At 34.0% G+C, this 18990-nt stretch carries 25 protein-coding genes and 1 riboswitch; of the genes, 4 read left to right on the forward strand and 21 right to left on the reverse strand.

Annotated features, from left to right (window positions below; translation table 11 throughout):
* Positions 1-182: transposase (locus BJS11_RS12275; RefSeq protein ID WP_142351598.1), on the forward strand; the 182-nt coding region annotated here is incomplete at its 5' end.
* 105 nt (positions 183-287) lie between these two features.
* Here the strand turns inward: BJS11_RS12275 and BJS11_RS13665 are convergent.
* The 3 genes from BJS11_RS13665 to csoR form a co-directional block, all read right to left on the reverse strand.
* The gene (locus BJS11_RS13665; protein WP_142351597.1) at positions 288-428 is read right to left on the reverse strand and encodes an Lmo0850 family protein; all 141 of its coding nucleotides are present in this window, start codon (positions 426-428) and stop codon (positions 288-290) included.
* A 171-nt stretch (positions 429-599) separates the two neighbouring features.
* Positions 600-812: a putative copper chaperone CsoZ gene (csoZ, locus tag BJS11_RS12280; protein ID WP_069996427.1), complete on the reverse strand. Its 213-nt coding sequence runs from the start codon at positions 810-812 to the stop codon at positions 600-602.
* Between the two features lie 14 nt (positions 813-826).
* Positions 827-1120, reverse strand: a complete 294-nt coding sequence (gene csoR / locus BJS11_RS12285) for a copper-sensing transcriptional repressor CsoR (RefSeq protein WP_069996426.1) — start codon at positions 1118-1120, stop codon at positions 827-829.
* A gap of 136 nt (positions 1121-1256) precedes the next feature.
* Between csoR and cls the strand changes: the two genes are divergently transcribed.
* Both cls and BJS11_RS12295 read left to right on the forward strand, forming a co-directional pair.
* Positions 1257-2741 carry a cardiolipin synthase gene (cls, locus tag BJS11_RS12290; RefSeq protein WP_070014101.1) on the forward strand — a complete coding sequence of 495 codons (1485 nt, stop codon included), beginning with the start codon at positions 1257-1259 and terminating at the stop codon, positions 2739-2741.
* Between the two features lie 82 nt (positions 2742-2823).
* Positions 2824-3477 carry an HD domain-containing protein gene (locus tag BJS11_RS12295; RefSeq protein ID WP_069996425.1) on the forward strand — a complete coding sequence of 218 codons (654 nt, stop codon included), beginning with the start codon at positions 2824-2826 and terminating at the stop codon, positions 3475-3477.
* Between the two features lie 68 nt (positions 3478-3545).
* On the opposite strand, the gene yidC is transcribed toward BJS11_RS12295, so the two are convergent.
* The 7 genes from yidC to BJS11_RS12330 form a co-directional block, all read right to left on the reverse strand.
* Positions 3546-4415 carry a membrane protein insertase YidC gene (gene yidC, locus BJS11_RS12300; protein ID WP_069996424.1) on the reverse strand — a complete coding sequence of 290 codons (870 nt, stop codon included), beginning with the start codon at positions 4413-4415 and terminating at the stop codon, positions 3546-3548.
* 87 nt (positions 4416-4502) lie between these two features.
* Positions 4503-5141, reverse strand: a complete 639-nt coding sequence (thiE, locus tag BJS11_RS12305) for a thiamine phosphate synthase (RefSeq protein ID WP_069996423.1) — start codon at positions 5139-5141, stop codon at positions 4503-4505.
* The gene (thiM, locus tag BJS11_RS12310; protein ID WP_069996422.1) at positions 5141-5932 is read right to left on the reverse strand and encodes a hydroxyethylthiazole kinase; all 792 of its coding nucleotides are present in this window, start codon (positions 5930-5932) and stop codon (positions 5141-5143) included. Before thiM ends, thiE begins: the two co-directional genes overlap by 1 nt.
* Positions 5925-6746, reverse strand: a complete 822-nt coding sequence (gene thiD, locus BJS11_RS12315) for a bifunctional hydroxymethylpyrimidine kinase/phosphomethylpyrimidine kinase (RefSeq protein ID WP_069996421.1) — start codon at positions 6744-6746, stop codon at positions 5925-5927. The genes thiM and thiD overlap by 8 nt, the downstream gene beginning before the upstream one ends.
* On the reverse strand, positions 6739-7428 hold the full coding sequence (gene tenA, locus BJS11_RS12320) for a thiaminase II (RefSeq protein WP_069996420.1): 690 nt from the start codon (positions 7426-7428) through the stop codon (positions 6739-6741). The genes thiD and tenA overlap by 8 nt, the downstream gene beginning before the upstream one ends.
* Positions 7429-7506: 78 nt before the next feature.
* Positions 7507-7605, reverse strand: a riboswitch (TPP riboswitch).
* Between the two features lie 297 nt (positions 7606-7902).
* The gene (locus BJS11_RS12325; protein ID WP_069996419.1) at positions 7903-8571 is read right to left on the reverse strand and encodes a transglycosylase family protein; all 669 of its coding nucleotides are present in this window, start codon (positions 8569-8571) and stop codon (positions 7903-7905) included.
* 465 nt (positions 8572-9036) lie between these two features.
* Positions 9037-9465: a single-stranded DNA-binding protein gene (locus tag BJS11_RS12330; protein ID WP_069996418.1), complete on the reverse strand. Its 429-nt coding sequence runs from the start codon at positions 9463-9465 to the stop codon at positions 9037-9039.
* A 189-nt stretch (positions 9466-9654) separates the two neighbouring features.
* Between BJS11_RS12330 and BJS11_RS12335 the strand changes: the two genes are divergently transcribed.
* A complete protein-coding gene (locus tag BJS11_RS12335) occupies positions 9655-10098 on the forward strand; it encodes a YwpF-like family protein (RefSeq protein WP_069996417.1) in 444 nt (147 codons plus the stop codon).
* Positions 10099-10151: 53 nt separating this feature from the next.
* Here the strand turns inward: BJS11_RS12335 and fabZ are convergent, their stop codons facing one another.
* From fabZ to atpB, 11 genes are all read right to left on the reverse strand, one after another.
* Positions 10152-10589: a 3-hydroxyacyl-ACP dehydratase FabZ gene (gene fabZ / locus BJS11_RS12340; RefSeq protein WP_069996416.1), complete on the reverse strand. Its 438-nt coding sequence runs from the start codon at positions 10587-10589 to the stop codon at positions 10152-10154.
* Between the two features lie 54 nt (positions 10590-10643).
* The gene (murA, locus tag BJS11_RS12345) at positions 10644-11909 is read right to left on the reverse strand and encodes a UDP-N-acetylglucosamine 1-carboxyvinyltransferase (RefSeq protein WP_069996415.1); all 1266 of its coding nucleotides are present in this window, start codon (positions 11907-11909) and stop codon (positions 10644-10646) included.
* A 107-nt stretch (positions 11910-12016) separates the two neighbouring features.
* On the reverse strand, positions 12017-12250 hold the full coding sequence (locus BJS11_RS12350; RefSeq protein ID WP_069996414.1) for a DUF1146 family protein: 234 nt from the start codon (positions 12248-12250) through the stop codon (positions 12017-12019).
* Between the two features lie 286 nt (positions 12251-12536).
* Positions 12537-12941, reverse strand: coding sequence for a F0F1 ATP synthase subunit epsilon (locus BJS11_RS12355; protein WP_069996413.1), 405 nt, complete (start codon positions 12939-12941; stop codon positions 12537-12539).
* A 19-nt stretch (positions 12942-12960) separates the two neighbouring features.
* Positions 12961-14373, reverse strand: coding sequence for a F0F1 ATP synthase subunit beta (gene atpD, locus BJS11_RS12360; RefSeq protein WP_069996412.1), 1413 nt, complete (start codon positions 14371-14373; stop codon positions 12961-12963).
* A gap of 21 nt (positions 14374-14394) precedes the next feature.
* Positions 14395-15261 carry an ATP synthase F1 subunit gamma gene (gene atpG / locus BJS11_RS12365; protein WP_069996411.1) on the reverse strand — a complete coding sequence of 289 codons (867 nt, stop codon included), beginning with the start codon at positions 15259-15261 and terminating at the stop codon, positions 14395-14397.
* Between the two features lie 31 nt (positions 15262-15292).
* Positions 15293-16804 carry a F0F1 ATP synthase subunit alpha gene (atpA, locus tag BJS11_RS12370; RefSeq protein ID WP_069996410.1) on the reverse strand — a complete coding sequence of 504 codons (1512 nt, stop codon included), beginning with the start codon at positions 16802-16804 and terminating at the stop codon, positions 15293-15295.
* 20 nt (positions 16805-16824) lie between these two features.
* On the reverse strand, positions 16825-17364 hold the full coding sequence (locus BJS11_RS12375) for a F0F1 ATP synthase subunit delta (RefSeq protein ID WP_069996409.1): 540 nt from the start codon (positions 17362-17364) through the stop codon (positions 16825-16827).
* Positions 17364-17891, reverse strand: a complete 528-nt coding sequence (locus BJS11_RS12380) for a F0F1 ATP synthase subunit B (RefSeq protein ID WP_069996408.1) — start codon at positions 17889-17891, stop codon at positions 17364-17366. The genes BJS11_RS12375 and BJS11_RS12380 overlap by 1 nt, the downstream gene beginning before the upstream one ends.
* Positions 17892-17990: 99 nt before the next feature.
* On the reverse strand, positions 17991-18203 hold the full coding sequence (atpE, locus tag BJS11_RS12385) for a F0F1 ATP synthase subunit C (RefSeq protein WP_002510315.1): 213 nt from the start codon (positions 18201-18203) through the stop codon (positions 17991-17993).
* A gap of 39 nt (positions 18204-18242) precedes the next feature.
* Positions 18243-18971, reverse strand: coding sequence for a F0F1 ATP synthase subunit A (atpB, locus tag BJS11_RS12390; RefSeq protein WP_069996407.1), 729 nt, complete (start codon positions 18969-18971; stop codon positions 18243-18245).
* Between the last annotated feature and the right edge of the window lie 19 nt (positions 18972-18990).

Genomic DNA, 18990 nt, shown 5'->3' on the forward strand with positions numbered 1-18990 from the left:
TGCAGCATCCAAAATTAACTAACGGTCCAATTGAAGGAATCATTAATAAAATCAAATTAATAAAGAGAAATGCCTACGGCTATCGCAATTTTATTAATTTTAGAAATAGAATACTTATAATTTCTAGATTATTTGTCTCTGAACATAAAAAACACATCAAGCAATATTCAAAAGTTGCTTGATGCATCAAATATATTCATTTTTTATAGACCAACCGTTATTGACAAAGAGCCACATAAAAAAGCGACTAGAATCTATGACTCTAATCACTTGATTGGGTAACTTGACTATTTCAACTCGTTAGCGGTTTTTACATTTGTTGGTAAAGTATGCATAACTTCTAATCTTGATTTGGTTTTCTTTATGTTTACCCCTAATGATGATAATAGTTTAACTACGTTTTGAATCTTTTCGTTATCCTTACTCATATCATCACCCCTAACTACTAGCTTCTATTACATCTTACCCCATTTATTAGCAAAATACTACATTATATTCAAAACTTTTAAATTATTTTAACAATTAAATCAAATAGGTTCTTTCACTGTACTTTTATTTTGCTATATACCGATTAATAATTCATTACTTTGTAAAATACATTATGGCTTATACAGAATTTCATAGCCAAGATCATAAACTTCTTTCTCTAAATTATTTAAACTCGCCGGTGTTTCAAATTTAATTTTTATTTGGCTTTGCGTGATATCAACTATTACTTCATTTACCCCATAAAATGTAAGTAGCTGTTGTTCAATTTGTTCTTTTTGAGTTTCTGAATCTAGTCCAGCTATATAAATGATTTCTGATTTCATAACTGACACCTTCCTTAGTCTTTCATTAATTTTTGAAATGTTACTAATAACTCTTCCATCGCTTCTTCTTCTTGTCCTTGCTCGACTTTATTCATAATACAACTTTTCATATGATGATCCAATAGTTTGGTTGCTACACTATTTAATGCAGATCTAGTTGCTCTAATTTGTGTAAGTACATCATCACAGTAAACATCTTCATCTACCATGCGATTAATTGCTCTCACTTGTCCTTCTATTCTATTTAATCTCGATTTTAAGTTCGATTTAATTTGTTCTGAATGATGTGCTTTTTGAGTTTCAGTCATACTTTATCCCCCCTGAATATTTCGTGTTTATAATATACCCCTTATAGGTATTAGTCAAGTGATAAAAAGCATCTTCCATGTTACAATAGTTAGGACTTTAGTATGTTTTAATTATGGATTCGCATGGAGGTTTAATATGATAGATATTTTTTCAATTTCATTCGACTACACGAACGTCGTCATTAATATTATATTGATAGGCGCGTTTATATTAAACCTAATCTTTGCGTTTACAATCATATTCATGGAACGTCGCTCAGCTGGTTCAATATGGGCATGGCTCTTAGTACTAGTACTTATACCTATCTTAGGATTTATTATCTATCTCTTTATAGGAAGACAAATTCAACGTGATCATATTTTTTCTTTGGATGAAGAAGATAAAATAGGCATTGAAATGATTGTTAACGAACAACTAGAAGCCTTGAAAAATGACGGTTTTTCAAAAGGCAATCATCAAATAGTAAAATTTAAAGATATGGTTCAAATGTTGTTATATAATAACGCAGCATTTTTAACAACCGATAATGAAATTAATATTTTCACTGACGGCAAAGAAAAGTTTGATAGTTTACTTAAAGACATTTATGAGGCTGAAGATTATATTCATATTCAATACTACATCTTTAGAAATGATACTTTAGGTAAAAGAATCTTAACTGCACTCGAAGCTAAATTAGATGAAGGTATCGAAGTCAAAATGCTATACGATGATATGGGTTCAAGAAGTTTGTCGCTTAAAGACTTTAAGTCATTTAGAGCAAAAGGTGGCCATGTCGAAGCATTTTTCCCTTCTAAACTACCACTCATCAATTTGCGTATGAATAATCGAAATCACAGAAAAATAGTCATCATTGATGGGCATATTGGTTATGTAGGTGGCTTTAATGTTGGCGATGAATATTTGGGCTTGAAGAAAAAGTTCGGATACTGGAGAGACACACACTTACGAATTAGAGGTGATGCGGTAAATGCATTACAATTACGTTTTATGATAGATTGGAACTCTCAATCTACACGTGACAATTTAAAATACGCTGAACGTTATTTTCCAGATGTGGATTCTGGCGGTACAATTGGTGTCCAAATTGCATCAAGTGGACCTGATGAAACATGGGAACAAATCAAATATGGCTATTTAAAAATGATTTCTTCAGCAAAACATTCGATTTACATTCAATCACCATATTTTATACCTGACCAAGCCTTTTTAGATGCTGTGAAAATTGCAGCACTAGGTGGTGTTGACGTCAATATTATGATACCCAATAAACCAGATCACCCTTTTGTTTATTGGGCAACTTATAACAATGTAGCCTCTTTATTAGAAGCTGGAGTGAATATCTTTCAATATAATAACGGATTCCTCCACTCGAAAACAATGGTCATTGATGATGAAGTCGCTAGTGTTGGTACTACAAATATGGATCATCGTAGTTTTACATTGAATTTTGAAATTAATGCATTTATCTACGATACACATATTGCCAAAGAATTGAGAACTACATTCGAAAGAGACCTTAACGTATCTTATCGTTTAACAACTGAGCTTTATGCACAACGTAGTTTATGGGTTAAATTTAAAGAAGGTATTTCGAGATTATTATCTCCAATCCTTTAATGCGATTCTAGGCCTAACGTAACCATACAGTCGGTTACGTGGGTCTATTATTTTACAATTTTAAAAAATGAGGTGGATCCCTTTGAATAATGATGAAAGATTATCACTTGCTTATGATTATATGCATTACTTTCATAAAAATGATGCGACTGGACACGATGTTGCACATGTTAATCGCGTCTTACAACTAGCTACTTATGTCGCCGAACAAGAAGACGTGCATGATTTATTAATTATACAATTGGCAAGTTTATTGCATGACACAGTTGATCACAAACTCACAAATGTTGACGAAGCTATTCAACGCCTAAAGGAATTTTTACAAAAACTATCGTTGTCAGAAAAGCAAGAAGCACACATTCTTAACATCATACAATATATGAGCTACAACAATGGTAAAAATAATAACATTGACCTGTCAATTGAAGGACAAATCGTTAGAGATGCCGATAGATTAGATGCTATAGGCGCAATAGGCATTGCACGTACATTTCAATTTGCTGGGCATTTTAGAGAACCGATGTGGGTTGAAAATGACTCACAACGCATTGATCATAATGCTACTACAAATTACGATGACTGGTCCCCATCAGCAGTTAAGCATTTTTATGAAAAATTATTCAAATTAAAAGACTTAATGCATACCACTACTGCTAAGCAACTTGCTGAACAGCGACATCAATTTATGAAGCTCTATATTAACCAATTTTTTGATGAATGGTATTTTGAAGGTTAAATGCTATGCAAAAAGCCCAATCCGAGTTAATCGGATTGGGCTTTTTGTTTATTCAAATCGTATGGTTGTTATTTCTTCTTGCTTTTCTTAGAAACAACTTGAGTATTTTTACCTTTACCTGAAGCTTCAGCTTTCTTCTTCTCCATCGCTTCAATCATAGGTGCAACTTCTCTTTCTGCAAGTTTTGAATAATACATATTCGCTATTTGAGTTTGTACAATCAAGAATGCGGCACTGACTGACCAGTAAAGTCCTAACGCCGAAACAGAAGTAAATGAAATCCACACAATCATAATTGGTGAAATAATCATCATCATATAACCCATTTGACGTTGTTCAGTTGGCATACTTTTACTTGATACATAAGCTTGTAAGAAGTATAAGATACCCGCAATTACTGTAATCCAAATATCTGGTTTAGCTAAGTTAAACCAAAGGAAATTAGGATGATCTGTAAAACCACCACTTGATGGATATTTCAATACGAAGAATAGTCCCATGATAATTGGCATTTGAATTAGTATTGGTAAACAACCTAACATGCTCTTCATCGGGTTCATATCATATTTTTTATAAACTTCCATCATTTCTGAGTTTGCTGCCATTTTCTCTTCTTGCGTACGTGAACGCTTAACTTTTTCTTGAATTGCATCAATGTCCGGTTTAGCAACTTTCATTTTTTCACGCATCATATGACTGTTCTTATAATTAGATAACATGAACGGCAATAATACAATACGTATTGCCAATACAAGTACTACAATTGCTAAGCCATAGTCATTATTAAAACTCGATCCCAACCAATGTATTAAATTATCCATTGGTACGTAGAACGTATTAAAGAAAAATCCGTCTCTATTTTCAGCTTTAGAATAGTCACAACCTGCTAAGAAGACCATTACACCTAATAATAAAGGTAGTAGCGCTTTCTTTTTCATTTTTCCACCTCTAATGATATATTCACATAGAATTCATTCTATCATATTCCAAGTGAAGTAGAAAACAAAAAAAGTGATTTTTGGGCGTTATTCAATATTTTGTAAGAATTTTTGTACAGTATCAGCAATATATTCACTCTTCGTAATTGCTGAAATTACAGAAATACCATCTGCGCCTGCTTCCATAATTGCTGATGTGTTATCAATATTAATGCCGCCAATCGCAACTATTGGAAAATCACTAATTAAGTTTCTTAATTTCATTATCATTTCTGGTCCAACGGGTTGGTTCGCATCATCTTTGGATGTCGTTGCATACATCGGACCAACACCTATATAATCTACATGCGTCAAATCCGACTTTTCATATTCATCAATATTACTAATACTTAAACCAATAATTTTACCATTAAAGTCATGTGCAAAAGCATTGATATCTTTATCATCTTGCCCTACATGTATACCATCCGCATCAACTTCTTTCGCTAATGCAACATCATCATTAACAATGAATGGTACGTGATAATCATGGCATAAAGTCAATAATTGTTGTGCCAATTGTACCTTTGCTTCTCCAGTTAATGCGTTAAGCCCCTTTTCTCTAAATTGAAACATCGTTATGCCATTTTTTAATGCTTCTGTAACTACTTCCATAATCGTTTTGTTTTCCGGAATATCTTGTGTGCCACAAATAAAATAGAGTTTCAGGCTACTTTTATCAAACATTACTTCACCTCTTGTTTGTTGCAATTATTTAAATAATCAGTTTCAGAAACTTGGGAAAGACAATCTAATAACGCAATCATAAATGAACCTGGTCCTTTGTCGTTTGCTATTTGTTCTGCTTTTTCCGCTGCAATATTATAAATTGCAACTGCCTGAATTAAAGTTTCGATATCTACTTTTAAATCGTCTTCTATAAAGCTAGCAACAATAGCACCTAATAAGCATCCTGCACCTGTAATCTGCGCTAAAAATGTCGAACCATTTGATAGTTTGTAAATTTGGTTATCTTGTATGATGACATCTATCTTGCCAGTAATGACAATGGCACACTTTAACACTTCATGTGCTTTTTTAGCAATTGATACAGCATCCAAATCTTGATCACTGTCTGTCCCTTTCATTGTAGCTTCATTATCTACCAATGCTAACACTTCTGATGCATTCCCTTTAATCACTGAAACATTGACTTCTTGTAAAAATGTTTTACAAAAATCTTTCCGATATTGTGACGCACCAACTGCTACTGGGTCAAACACGACAGGCGTCCCTACTTTATTAGCGGTCTTAGCAATTTTCAACATATCCGCTTCTCTATCTTTTGTTAAAGTTCCTATATTTATAAGCAAGGCATTCGCAGGAATCAACATATCTTCTGCTTCTTCTGGCGCTTGGCTCATAGCAGGACTTGCACCTAAACTCAATAGTCCATTTGCAGTAAAATTTTTTACGACATCATTTGTATAACAAATGACCAATGGATGTTGTGCTCTTATAGTATCTAATCTATTCATCATCTAACCCTACTTTCTTCATATATGCAAAATGATTTACGGGACCTCTACCCATACCTATTTCTGGCGTATGTTTGATACTCAATGAAATAAAATGTTTCGCTTTTTTAACAGCTTCGTAAATTGATTTGCCTTTTGCAAGTTCCGCTGTAATCACTGCTGAAAATGTACACCCCGTACCATGTGTATGTTTTGTTTCATAGCGTGGTTCTTTAAAGATATGCACACCTTCTTTGGTAAATAGATAATCTTTTGCATATTCAGAATCCTCAGCATGTCCACCTTTAATAACGACACCTTTACTACCAATGTCATTTATAAACATATGGCCAGCCTTATAAATCATTGCTTCACTATCTATTTTCAACTGTGTAATTTCTTCAGCTTCTGGTAGATTTGGAGTAGCAACTGTCGCATATGGTAATAAGATACGTTGTAAATCCGCTTTCGCATCATCATCCATTAAAGAATCACCGCTTTTCGCCAACATCACTGGATCAATAACATATGGTATTTCAGGATATTGTTTCAAATATGATTGAATAAGTTGCATCATTTCTCTAGATGCTATCATTCCCGTTTTTAATGCTTGTGGCAATTCATCATCATAGACACTGGCTAATTGCTCAGATAACCACTCAGTTTCTAAGTTATGAATATGTTGTACGCCTTTAGTATTTTGAGCAACGATACTCGTAATAGCTGCCATGCCGTATACACCACATGCATGGAACGATTTTAAATCTGCCATAACACCTGCGCCACCTGTCGGATCTGTACCAGCAATAGTCAACGCAATTTTAGGTTTACTCATGATGCTCACCTCCAAATTCCCAAGTTTCTTCATTAAACGCCATATTAAAGAAGCGACGTTCATGTATTGTACTTTGTAAGAAACACTGTTTGATTTCATTCTTCTCTGATTCTGTACAATATTCTGTTAATTGATTCATAAGTGCATCAAATATAACGACTAATTCGTTCATTTCAGTATTGTAAAATTCAAACCATTTCGCTAAAATTGAATCTTTATTTAAATCATTATCCTTCATTGCTTGTTGCGCAATGACTTGATATACATATGGGCAAGGAGCCATTGCAGCAATTGTGTACGCCGCGTTTTCTTTAGCATATGCATTATAGTACATATGCTTGATATAATGGTCTCCACTTGGTGGCCATACTTTTTCTTGAACTATATCATCATAAATTTCCCCTACATAGTCAGCTAAAATCTCGTGCGCTTCAACTTCACCATTTACGATAAATTGAATTTGTTCTACTAAAAATTGTACGTCGCTTAGCTGTTTCATTTTCGGTATTAATAAAGCATATATATTTGCAAATTCTTTGAGATACGAAGCATCTGCTCTCAAATAAAATTTCGTTGCATCATGAGACAAATCACCATGTAACATTCCTTGTATAAACGGGTCTTTATAAATTTCGTCAATAATAGGTTGCGCTTCTTGCTTTAACTGTTCTGAAAATAACATCCAAAAATCCTCCTATACATAAAAAACTACGTTCCCTGAAGGAAACGTAGTTTTTTCATAGCAAAATATCTAAATTCGCCAAAAATAAAACTACTTTCCTACGTTGGCATTAACCAAATCAGGTCGTAAGGGTCTGAATAAATTCATCTCAGCCAATTGGCTCCCCTAGTAGAATTTCAATATATTAATTTAATTAGAATATATCAAAGATATTAAGCGTTTGCAAAACAACAGCATTGATTCAATCATTCAGTTATTTAACAAACGGAACTTTTAAAATTATAACTTTGATAGTTTGTTGGATAATTGCATTGTACCTACCCTAGAATTTTTATAAAAATACAGTTAAAGATTTTAATGAAAAAACGACAACTTCTATTTTATTTCAATAGAAATTGCCGTTTTTTATTTAAATAGAGACGTTCATCTCAATATTTTAATTATAAACGCAAATTATTGTTCTGCGATTTTATTTTATGCAGTTATCCATTGTGAAGCGCCTGCAGTGTTGTAAAGTTTTACAGCTGCTGCGTCTTGTACCGCTTCAGGAGCTTGTGTTGGAGAAACACCTTTATATTCTGCTGGTGCTACTGAATCCCAAGTGCTTTGTAAGAATTGATATTTACCTGCTGCACCTGATGATGGGTTTACAGCTTTAAGGTCGCCACCTGATTCACGTTGTGCAATTGCTTGTAAATGAGCGTTAACATTTACTGATGAACCTTCACTTGCACTTGATTCATTTGAGCTTGAAGAAGCTTGTGTAGTTGCTTCTTGTTGTGGTTGTTGTGTTGTTTCAGTTTGTGGAGCTGCTTCTTGTTGTACTGGCGCTTGCTCAGTTTGTTGCGCTTGTTGTGGTTGTTCAACTTGTTGAGCTGAAGCGTTTGATCCTTGACCATAGCTCCAAGTCCAATATTCACCATTAGATTCAAAGTTGTAATTTAAACCTTCATAGTTAAAGTTTATATTATAAGCACCGTCTTGTACTGGCGCTGCATTTAATGATTCTGGATTTGTTTGTGCTTGTTGTGCTAATTGTGCTTTGTCAATACCTTGTTCTGAAGCGTCTGCTGAGTTTCCTGCTGCGAAACCTGTTACGCCTAATCCTACTGCTAATGTTGATGCTACTACTGTTTTTTTCATTGTAAAAAATCCTCCTATAAGGTAGTTAATGTTTTATTTATGATTAATTTGCAAATACCACTATAACATTCACAATTACTAAGTAGGTTACAGTAAAATAAAAATAGCAGGCTCTTTTTTACATTGAAATTACATACAAGTAATCTTGATAACTTAGTTATAGCTACTTTCATGACTATGATGAAAGTAATTTAAAAGATTTACACAATTATAACTTCGTAATATTCATGTAATTTATCAGATAATTCATCTGAATATTAATTGTTATATTTAGTAGAACATCAGCTGAAAATTTTAAGTTTTGTCATTTTAACTCATTTATTATATGTATTTTAAATAATTTATAAGCTACCCCTCTTAACTGGGATATGATAAGAGGAATAGCCTGAAGAAGTATAATTGAAAGTAGGATTTAATGTATATTAAACTGGATTGTTAGTTTTAGGGGTAGATTTAGGTTGGGAATTAAACAGGTTCGTATAAATCGTTTTCTTTTAAGTTGATTTCATTAAATGAGACATGGGTGTCTGGAATTTCTTCTATAGGGAATGGTTCAAAGGATATATTATTTTCTTGTTTATTACGTGGAGACATGAATTTAATGGTTTCAATATTAATTTCTGATACAAAATGTGTCTGCCCTTCTTTTTCATATTTACGTGATTGCATTTGACCTGTAATACCGACAAGTGAACCTTGGTTAACATACTGTTCAATATTACTAGCCATTTTACCAAATGCTTTACAAAACAGATAATCACATATTGGATTTTGATCTTTATCTTTGTAATTTCTCGTAACAGCTACACAGAATGTTGCTCGTTTATTTCCCTCCTTTTCAAAAATTTTAGGGTCTTTTGTTAGTCGCCCTACAATAACAATGTTGTTGATCATATGTCACCTCCTTTATAACTTCATTTTATGCACATTTTAATTTTGCGTCAAAATTCAATTTCTATAATTTTCAAAAGATAGCCGAACCTAAATTCTATAAAATTCACCTTTCAAGTTTAAAATTACGTTATAATGATAATATAATTATAAATACTGTAGAATTTAAATTTATTAGATGGATGTGAGACGATGAAATCATTTAAAGCCGTTCGCTTTCAAATCGTATCAGATAGTGGTGGCGTAACTGAATATGAAATTGAAGATGGTGTCATAATTAATAAAGAGAATAGTGGCACAGGATGGTTACTTGAAATAGTTATTTCCGATTACCATTACGAAACGATGAAACAATATATGGATGATGAAACTTTATTAGATATTCGTGTTGTTATTACACGTCCAGCAAATGATCCAGCGCTATTTGATGCAACGATTAAAAATATTAGCCGTCTTGAACAATCTATTTCAGTTGTTTTTGAATGTCATATATATACACTTAGACAAGTTTATGCAGAGAGTTTATTAGAACAACTGATTGATGAAGGTTTAACTGGTGAAGCTTTGAAAAAATCCTTTAACCGTATGATGCAATCTAAACCACGACTTAAAGATGAAAAGAATGAAAAAAACTAAATTAAAAAACCTCAAGACCTGTTTAGTCAAAAACATAAGTCTTGAGGTTTTTCTTATTTATCTTGGATTGCAAATGTTAATTCACAACTACAAGCAATTTCTCCATCAACTGTGGCTTTAGCAGTACCTTTACCGATAGGGCCCCGCATTTTTGTAATTTCAACTTCTAACATTAATGTATCACCAGGTGTAACCTGTTTTTTAAATCGACATTTGTCAATGCCAGCAAATAAAGCTAACTTACCTTGATTACCTTCGCTATTTAATATTGCAACTGCACCAGTTTGCGCAAGTGCTTCAGTTATTAACACACCAGGCATTACAGCATATTCTGGAAAATGTCCCTGGAAAAATGGCTCATTCCCTGAAACTTGTTTAATTGCTACACATCGTGTACCCGCTTCGTATTCAACCACTCTATCAATTAATAAAAATGGTTGTCTATGCGGTATAATTTCCTTAATCTCGTTATAGTCAAAAATTGTTTCCATCAATTAAATCCTCCAAGTCTTCTAATGTTGAATTTATAATCGTCATTTAATATATTAACCTTGTTTACGTTTAATATCTGCACCTAACCCAGTAAGTTTGCCATGTAAATCAACATATCCTCTATCTAAATGCTGTAATTCAGTAACTTGCGTTGTTCCATCTGCTACTAAACCAGCTAAGATTAATGCTGCTGCTGCACGTAGGTCAGTTGCTTTCACTTGTGCACCTTGTAGTTCGCTTTTACCTTCGATTTTAGCACTTCTGCCTTCAACAGAAATTTTAGCGTTCATACGTTTAAATTCTGCAACATGCATAAATCTATTTTCAAATACAGTTTCTGTAACTACTTTATGACCTTCAGCTGTAAGTAATAACGCCATCATTTGTGATTGCATATCTGTAGGGAATCCTGGATGTGGTAATGTCTTCACATCTACTGGTTTCAATTCACCATCAACGCTGACACGGATTGCATCATCTTGATAGTCTAAATTAACACCCATTTCTTCCAATTTATATACAAGACTCGTCATATGTTCTTTTATTGCACCATTAACAAGTATGTCACCACGTGTAATTGCACCGGCTATAAGTAATGTTCCAGCTTCGATTCTATCAGGAATGATAGCATGTTCAACGCCATGTAGCGCTTCAACACCATGGATAATAATTGTGTCTGTACCAGCACCAGAAATATTACCACCCATTTCGTTGATATAATTTGCTAAATCAACAATTTCAGGTTCTCTTGCGACATTTTCTAATACAGTTTTTCCTTCAGCTAGTGACGCAGCCATAATAATGTTTTGAGTGGCACCTACGCTTGGAAAGTCTAAATGAATCGTAGTTCCTTTCAAACCATTTGCAGTACTTGCATAAATAAATCCACCATCCATATGAATTTCTGCGCCTAGTTCTTCAAATCCTTTAATATGTTGTTCAATTGGTCTAGAACCTATAGCGCACCCACCAGGCAAAGCAACTTTTGCATGACCTAATCGTGCCAATAAAGGACCCATAACAAGGATACTTGCTCTCATTTTACTCACATATTCGTAAGGTGCTTCTTCATTTAATTCTTTTGTCGCATCTACAGTTACTGACTCTTCTTCTTTATTGTAAGAAACGTCCGCATTCAATGTTGATATCACATTATTAATTGTTTCAACATCGCTTAATGCTGGTACATTCATTAATTTACTAACACCTTTTGATGCCAATAGCGAAGCAGTTAACACTGGTAAAACTGCATTTTTTGCACCTGAAACTTTTACCTCACCAGTTAATCTGTTTCCACCTTTAATTTCTATCATGTCCATCTTAAATCCTCCACTTAACTACTTATATATTTCAGTTTAATCCTACATTTTATATGTACTTGTAAATTATTATATCTATAATCCAAAAAAATATACAAGCATTTGAATTATTGTGCTAAATATTTTATTTGCGTTGAAAATTGTAGCAAATCAACTATGAAATTACTAACAGCAGTTCCAAGTAATATAGATAAGAATATCATACAAACTTGAACATGTACTGGATAACCTTTCTTAAACAGTTGATCTAATCTCACTGCATTGAGTGCCCAATATGCTATGCAAATACAAATAACATGTAGCATCAGATGTACAATTGAAAATTGCCCTAAATACTCCATAAATCATGCTCCTCATTTTACACTGTCTATTTATTTTACACGAATTATGTTTTAAAAGATACTTAGCAATCCTATTTTGAAAATTATTGTTATCATCTCTATCATTAGCATTTCCCTTTTTCTTATAAGATATGCATCATTTATATGTAAGTGATTTCACCATCATATCATGGTCACAAACAGTAATGTCATAAACAGTAATGTTATAAAATGCAATACAATTGTTAAATTGTTTCTTGGCAATAAAAAATGAAGTTCCCTATAAGGAAACTTCATTTTGTACTCTTTATTGTAAACTAGCAACACGGATACGGTTATTCGCTCTGTCTAAAGCACGTTTCGCTCTATTAATGTCGCTATTGTCTTCTTCATTATTCAAATGAGATTCGGCTCTAGATTTCGCCAATTCTGCTCTAGCTACATCTATTTCTCTTGCTGGTTCTGCTGTTTGTACAATAATCGATAATTTATCTTGTCTGACTTCAACAAAACCTTCACTCACTGCAATATATTCTGAACCACCATCAAAATTAATTTTGACATAGCCAATTTCAAGTGCTGCAACGGTTGGGATATGGCCATACATAACACCAATCTCACCAGCAGTAGTTTGTAAGACTGCAAGATTAACATCTTCTCGGTCGTAAACAGAACCATTAGGAGTGACAATATTTAGGCTTAATGTGTTCATTATCCATACCTCCTAATTTTTAAACTTCAACACCCATATCTTTAGCTTTTGCGACTACTTCTTCCATACTACCTACAAGACGGAATGCATCTTCAGGAATATGATCATATTCGCCATCTAAAATAGCTTTGAAGCCTTCTACAGTTTTTTGAACAGGTACATATGATCCTTTTTGACCAGTGAATTGTTCAGCAACGTGGAAGTTTTGTGATAAGAAGAACTGGATACGACGTGCACGTTCAACAGTTTGTTTATCTTCTTCAGATAATTCATCCATACCTAAAATAGCAATAATGTCTTGTAGTTCTCTATATTTTTGTAATGTAGATTGTACGTCACGTGCTATTTCATAATGTTCTTGACCGACAATAGCAGGATCTAATGCTCTTGAAGTAGATGCTAATGGATCAACGGCTGGGTAAATACCCATCTCTGTTAACTTACGTTCAAGGTTAGTTGTTGCATCTAAATGCGCAAATACTGCTGCTGGTGCTGGGTCAGTGTAGTCATCGGCAGGTACGAATACTGCTTGAATAGACGTTACAGAACCTTTTGTTGTTGATGTAATACGTTCTTGTAATTGTCCCATTTCAGTGGCAAGTGTAGGTTGGTAACCAACAGCTGAAGGCATACGGCCTAATAGTGCTGAAACTTCTGAACCTGCTTGCGTGAATCTGAATATATTATCAATAAATAGTAAAACATCTTGCCCTTGTACATCACGGAAGTGTTCAGCCATTGTTAAACCAGACAAGGCAACACGCATACGCGCACCAGGTGGCTCATTCATTTGACCAAATACCATTGCTGTTTTCTTAATAACACCACTATCGCTCATTTCATAGTATAAATCATTACCTTCACGTGTACGTTCTCCGACACCGGCAAATACTGAAATACCACCATGTTCTTGTGCAATATTATTAATTAATTCTTGTATTAATACAGTTTTACCTACACCGGCTCCACCGAATAAACCGATTTTACCACCTTTAATATATGGTGCAAGTAAGTCGATAACTTTAATACCTGTCTCTAAAATTTCAACTTTAGTTGATAATTGGTCGAACGCAGGTGCTTCTCTATGAATTGGATCACGTTGTACAGAATGATCAATTTCTTCATCTAAATCAATCGTATCACCTAGCACGTTAAATACACGTCCTAGTGTAACGTCACCAACTGGCACACTAATGCTCTTGCCACTGTCTCGTACTTCTGTGCCACGTTTAACACCATCCGTTGAATCCATTGCAATCGTACGAACGACGTCATCGCCAAGTTGTAAAGCAACTTCTAATGTAAGCGATACGGTACCTTCGTCTCTTTCAACATCAACGACTAAGGCATTGTTAATTTCTGGAACTTCATTGTGTTCAAAACGAACATCAATTACTGGACCCATAACTTGTGTTACACGGCCTAATCCCATGTTTACTTCCTCCTTTAATGATTATTCAAGCGCTACTGAACCACCGACGATTTCAGTAATTTGTTGTGTGATTGCTGCTTGTCTTGCTCTGTTATATTGAATAGATAAATCATCAATAATTTCTGATGCATTATCTGATGCATTTTTCATTGCAGTCATACGTGTTGCATGTTCACTTGCTTTCGCATCTAAAATCGTTCCATAAATTAAACTCTCTACATATTGAGGTAAAATCACACTCAATATCGCTTCTTTGTCAGGTTCAAATTCATATGAAGACATTTGTCCATGACCTAAACTTGAGTCTTCTGGAGACAATGGAAGCACAGTTTTTGTAGAAGGTGTGTTTTCTAGTACACTCACGAAATGACTAAAATAAATTTTAACTTCATCAACTACTTCTTCACTATACAAATCAATTGCCTTTTTAGCTATGGCTTGTACTTCTTTAAAAGAAGGTTGATCCGGAACTTCAACCAATGAGTCACGAATTTCATAACCTTTATTTTTTAGGAAATCAACACCAGTTTGTCCTAATACAAGTATTGTATAATCATCTTTACTAGCATGTTTTGCTTCAATATCTTTAATAAGATGTTTTAAAACATTGGCATTATATGCACCCGCAAGACCTTTATCACTTGTAATCACAAGGTAGGCACTTTTCTTCACTTCTCGTTGTTGCAACATCGGATGACGTGAATTTTTATCAGCACCTGCAACTGCTGTAATCGCATCTTGCATTTTTTCCATATATGGTCTGAATTGTTTCGTATTGCTTTCTGCACGACGCAATTTTGAACTTGATACCATGTTCATTGCCTTCGTAATTTGTTTCATTTTTTTGGTTGATTTTATGCGTGTATCAATCTCTTTAAGAGAACCCATTATCTCACCACCTTTTATTTAGCTTTATCGGTTATGCTTCTGATTTGCTGAAACTTTTCTTAAATTCATTAATTGCAGACTCAAATGCATCATCTTTTGGTAATGCACCCGTCGTTTTAATTTCATTTAATAATTCAGTTGCATTTGATTTTGCCCATTGATTTAATTCGTCTTCAAAACGTGTAATATCTTCAACAGGAATATCGTCTAAATAACCTTTAGTTAAAGCATAAATAATTAACACTTGGTTTTCTACAGGTAGTGGTTTGTTCTTATCTTGTTTTAAGATTTCAACCGTACGTTTACCACGTTCTAATTTTTGTGCAGTGAATTCATCTAAATCTGAACCAAACTGAGCGAATGATTCTAATTCACGATATGATGCTAAATCTAAACGTAACGTACCCGCAACTTTTTTCATTGCTTTAATTTGTGCAGAACCGCCTACACGAGATACTGATTGACCTGCATTAATCGCTGGTCTTACACCAGAGAAGAATAAGTCTGATTGTAAGAAAATTTGACCATCAGTAATTGAAATAACGTTTGTTGGGACATATGCAGCAATATCTCCTGCTTGTGTCTCAATAATTGGTAAAGCAGTAATTGAACCTCCACCAAGATCATCGTTTAATTTCGCTGCTCTTTCTAATAATCTACTATGTAGGTAGAATACATCACCTGGATATGCTTCACGGCCTGGTGGTCTACGTAATAATAGTGATAATTCACGATAAGCCGCAGCTTGTTTTGTTAAATCATCATATACAATTAATACATCTTTACCGTCGAACATAAACTCCTCTGCCATTGCTACACCAGCATAAGGTGCGATATATAGCATAGGTGCTGGGTCAGCCGCAGATGCTGAAACAATAATTGTATAATCTAAAGCACCTTCTTGGCGTAATTTTTCAACATTGGCACGCACTGTTGAATCTTTTTGACCGATTGCAACATATATACAAATTGTATCTTGATCAGCTTGGTTTAAAATCGTATCGATTGCAACTGTTGTTTTACCAGTTTGACGGTCACCAATGATTAACTCACGTTGTCCACGTCCAATTGGTACTAATGCATCGATTGCTTTAATACCTGTTTGTAATGGTTCATCTACAGACTTACGATCCATAACGCCAGTCGCTTTTTTCTCAACAGGTCTTGTTTTAGAAGTATTAATAGGTCCTTGCCCATCAACAGGTTGTCCTAATGGATTAACAACACGACCAATAAGTTCATTACCTACAGGAACTTCCATAATACGTCCAGTACGTTTTACTTCGTCCCCTTCTTTAATATCAGCGTATGGTCCTAATATAACAACACCAACATTTGACTCTTCTAAGTTTTGTGCTAAGCCTAGAACGCCGCTTTTGAATTCTATTAACTCACCAGCCATAACATCATTTAATCCATGGATTAATGCAATGCCATCACCAATTTGTAGTACTGTACCTACATCAGTAACTGCCATTTCCGACTCATAATTTTCGATTTGTGAGCGAAGTAATGCACTGATTTCTTCAGCTTTAATGGCCATCTATGTCACTCCTTCAAATTTTATTTCACTCTAATAAACTGTTTTTCAAGTTGCGCAAGATCATTTTTAATGCTTGCATCCATCACTTTTGTACCAACATTAACTCTGATGCCACCGATAAGTTCAGGATTAATTTTGTTCGTAATCATAATTTTAGAAAGGTTTGTTCGTGCTTTTATAATCTCATCAATACTCGCGAGCTCATCATCTGATAATGCATAAACAGATTCGATAACAGCATAATCTTGATTATGAAATTGATTATACAATGCTTCAAATTCAGTAAAAATATTATGGATGTAACCTAAATGACGATTAGTTGCAAGTATTGTCAGCATGTTTTGTAAATATTGATTTGCATGTCCAAATACAATTGTTACAAAACGTCGACGTTGATCGACATCTTTTTGAGGATCAGCATCTAACTCTTGCAATTTTTTCACTTCAGGTTGAACTGCTTCATTAATTGTTGAAAATTCTTCATACATGTTATTGAGGTTACCGGCGTCTTTGGCAGAATCAAACAATGCTTTGGCATATTTTTTTGCAACTTTAGCCATTATTTATCGCCTGCCTCTTTTATGTACTTTTCAACTAATGCTTTTTGATCTTTATCTGAAATTTCTTTTTGCAATACTTTAGAAGCAATTAATACAGAAAGCTCTGAAACTTGGTTATTAATATCAGCAATGGCACGCTCTTTCTCACTATTGATTTCATTTTGAGCTGTTTCAATCATTCCATTTGCTCTGATATTTGCTTCATGAATAATTTCTTCATGCTGTTTACGTGCTTGAACTTTAGAATCTTCTAAAATCTTTTGAACCTCTTCTTGTGTTTCTTTTAGTGTTTGTTTATTTTGTTCTTCTAACTTTTGTGCATTTAGTTTTGCTTGTTCAGCATCATCAATATCTTTATTGATATCGCGTTCACGTTGGTCCATTACTTCTTTTAATGGTCCCCAAGCAAACTTTTTCAATAAAGCTAATAGAACGATAAAAGTTATGAATGTAACAATTATTGTCCCCCACTGAACACCGCCTGTTCCAGCTGCACCAAGTACGAACATATTTGTCGTAGCAGTCACTTACATAGACACTCCTTTCATTCATTATAATCATAAGACATTATTGATAAAAACGAACGGCGAAAGTCGTTGCGACTTCGCCTTTTTTATAAATATAAATTACATGAACATTACGATGAATGAAATAACAAGACCTAAAATAGGTAATGCCTCAACTAAACCAATACCGATAAACATAATTGACATTAATTGTCCACGTGCTTCTGGTTGACGAGCAACACCTTCTACTGTTCTTGAAACGATAAGACCGTTACCAATACCTGCACCTAAAGCTGATAAACCAATTGCGATTGCTGCTGCGATTAAATTCATTTATAAAATCCTCCTAATTTTTCTTTTAAATTATTTTAATTAATGACTGTCTTGCACTTTGTGTGACATATAAACCATAGTTAACACTATAAAGATATATGCTTGAATTGTTCCTATAAATACTGAGAACCCTTGCCAAATAACTAAACCTGGCAATCCAATAATCCAACCCCAGGCTCTTGTAGAATCGCCTGTAATTAATCCTGCTAAGAGTCCAAGCAATAATTCACCTGCAAAGATATTACCGTAAAGACGTAATCCCAATGTTAGTGTTGAAGTGAACTCTTCAAATATATTAATAGGTAATAAGAAAATTGGTTTTGTGTAATTCTGGAAGTAACCTTTTGTCCCTTTCATTTTAACACCGTAAAAATGCGTTAGCAGAATTACTAATGTAGATAAAGTTAATGTGACAGTTGCATCAGCTGTAGGTGATTTCCACCAAAGTGTATGCCCTGAAATAATTGAAAAAGGCAAACCTATCATATTACTTACAAATAAAAACAGAATCAAAGTAACGGCTAAGAAATGGAATTGACCACCTTTGGACCAAGCCAAGTTACTTTCAATAATACCTCTTACAAAATCAAAAACCCACTCTATAAAATTTTGCTTACCAGTTGGACGTTTTTTGAGGTTGCGTGTACAAATAATAGCTATGACAAAAACAATAATCGCTGTAATAACCAACATCATAATTGATGACAAGTTAAATACGATGTCTATACCAAATACATTCCAACTGACTAGAGGATGATCATGTTGCATTTATTCTCACCTCTTTCAT

Origin of the sequence: Staphylococcus caeli, from assembly GCF_900097965.1 — a bacterium.
GTDB classification, from domain to species: domain Bacteria; phylum Bacillota; class Bacilli; order Staphylococcales; family Staphylococcaceae; genus Staphylococcus; species Staphylococcus caeli.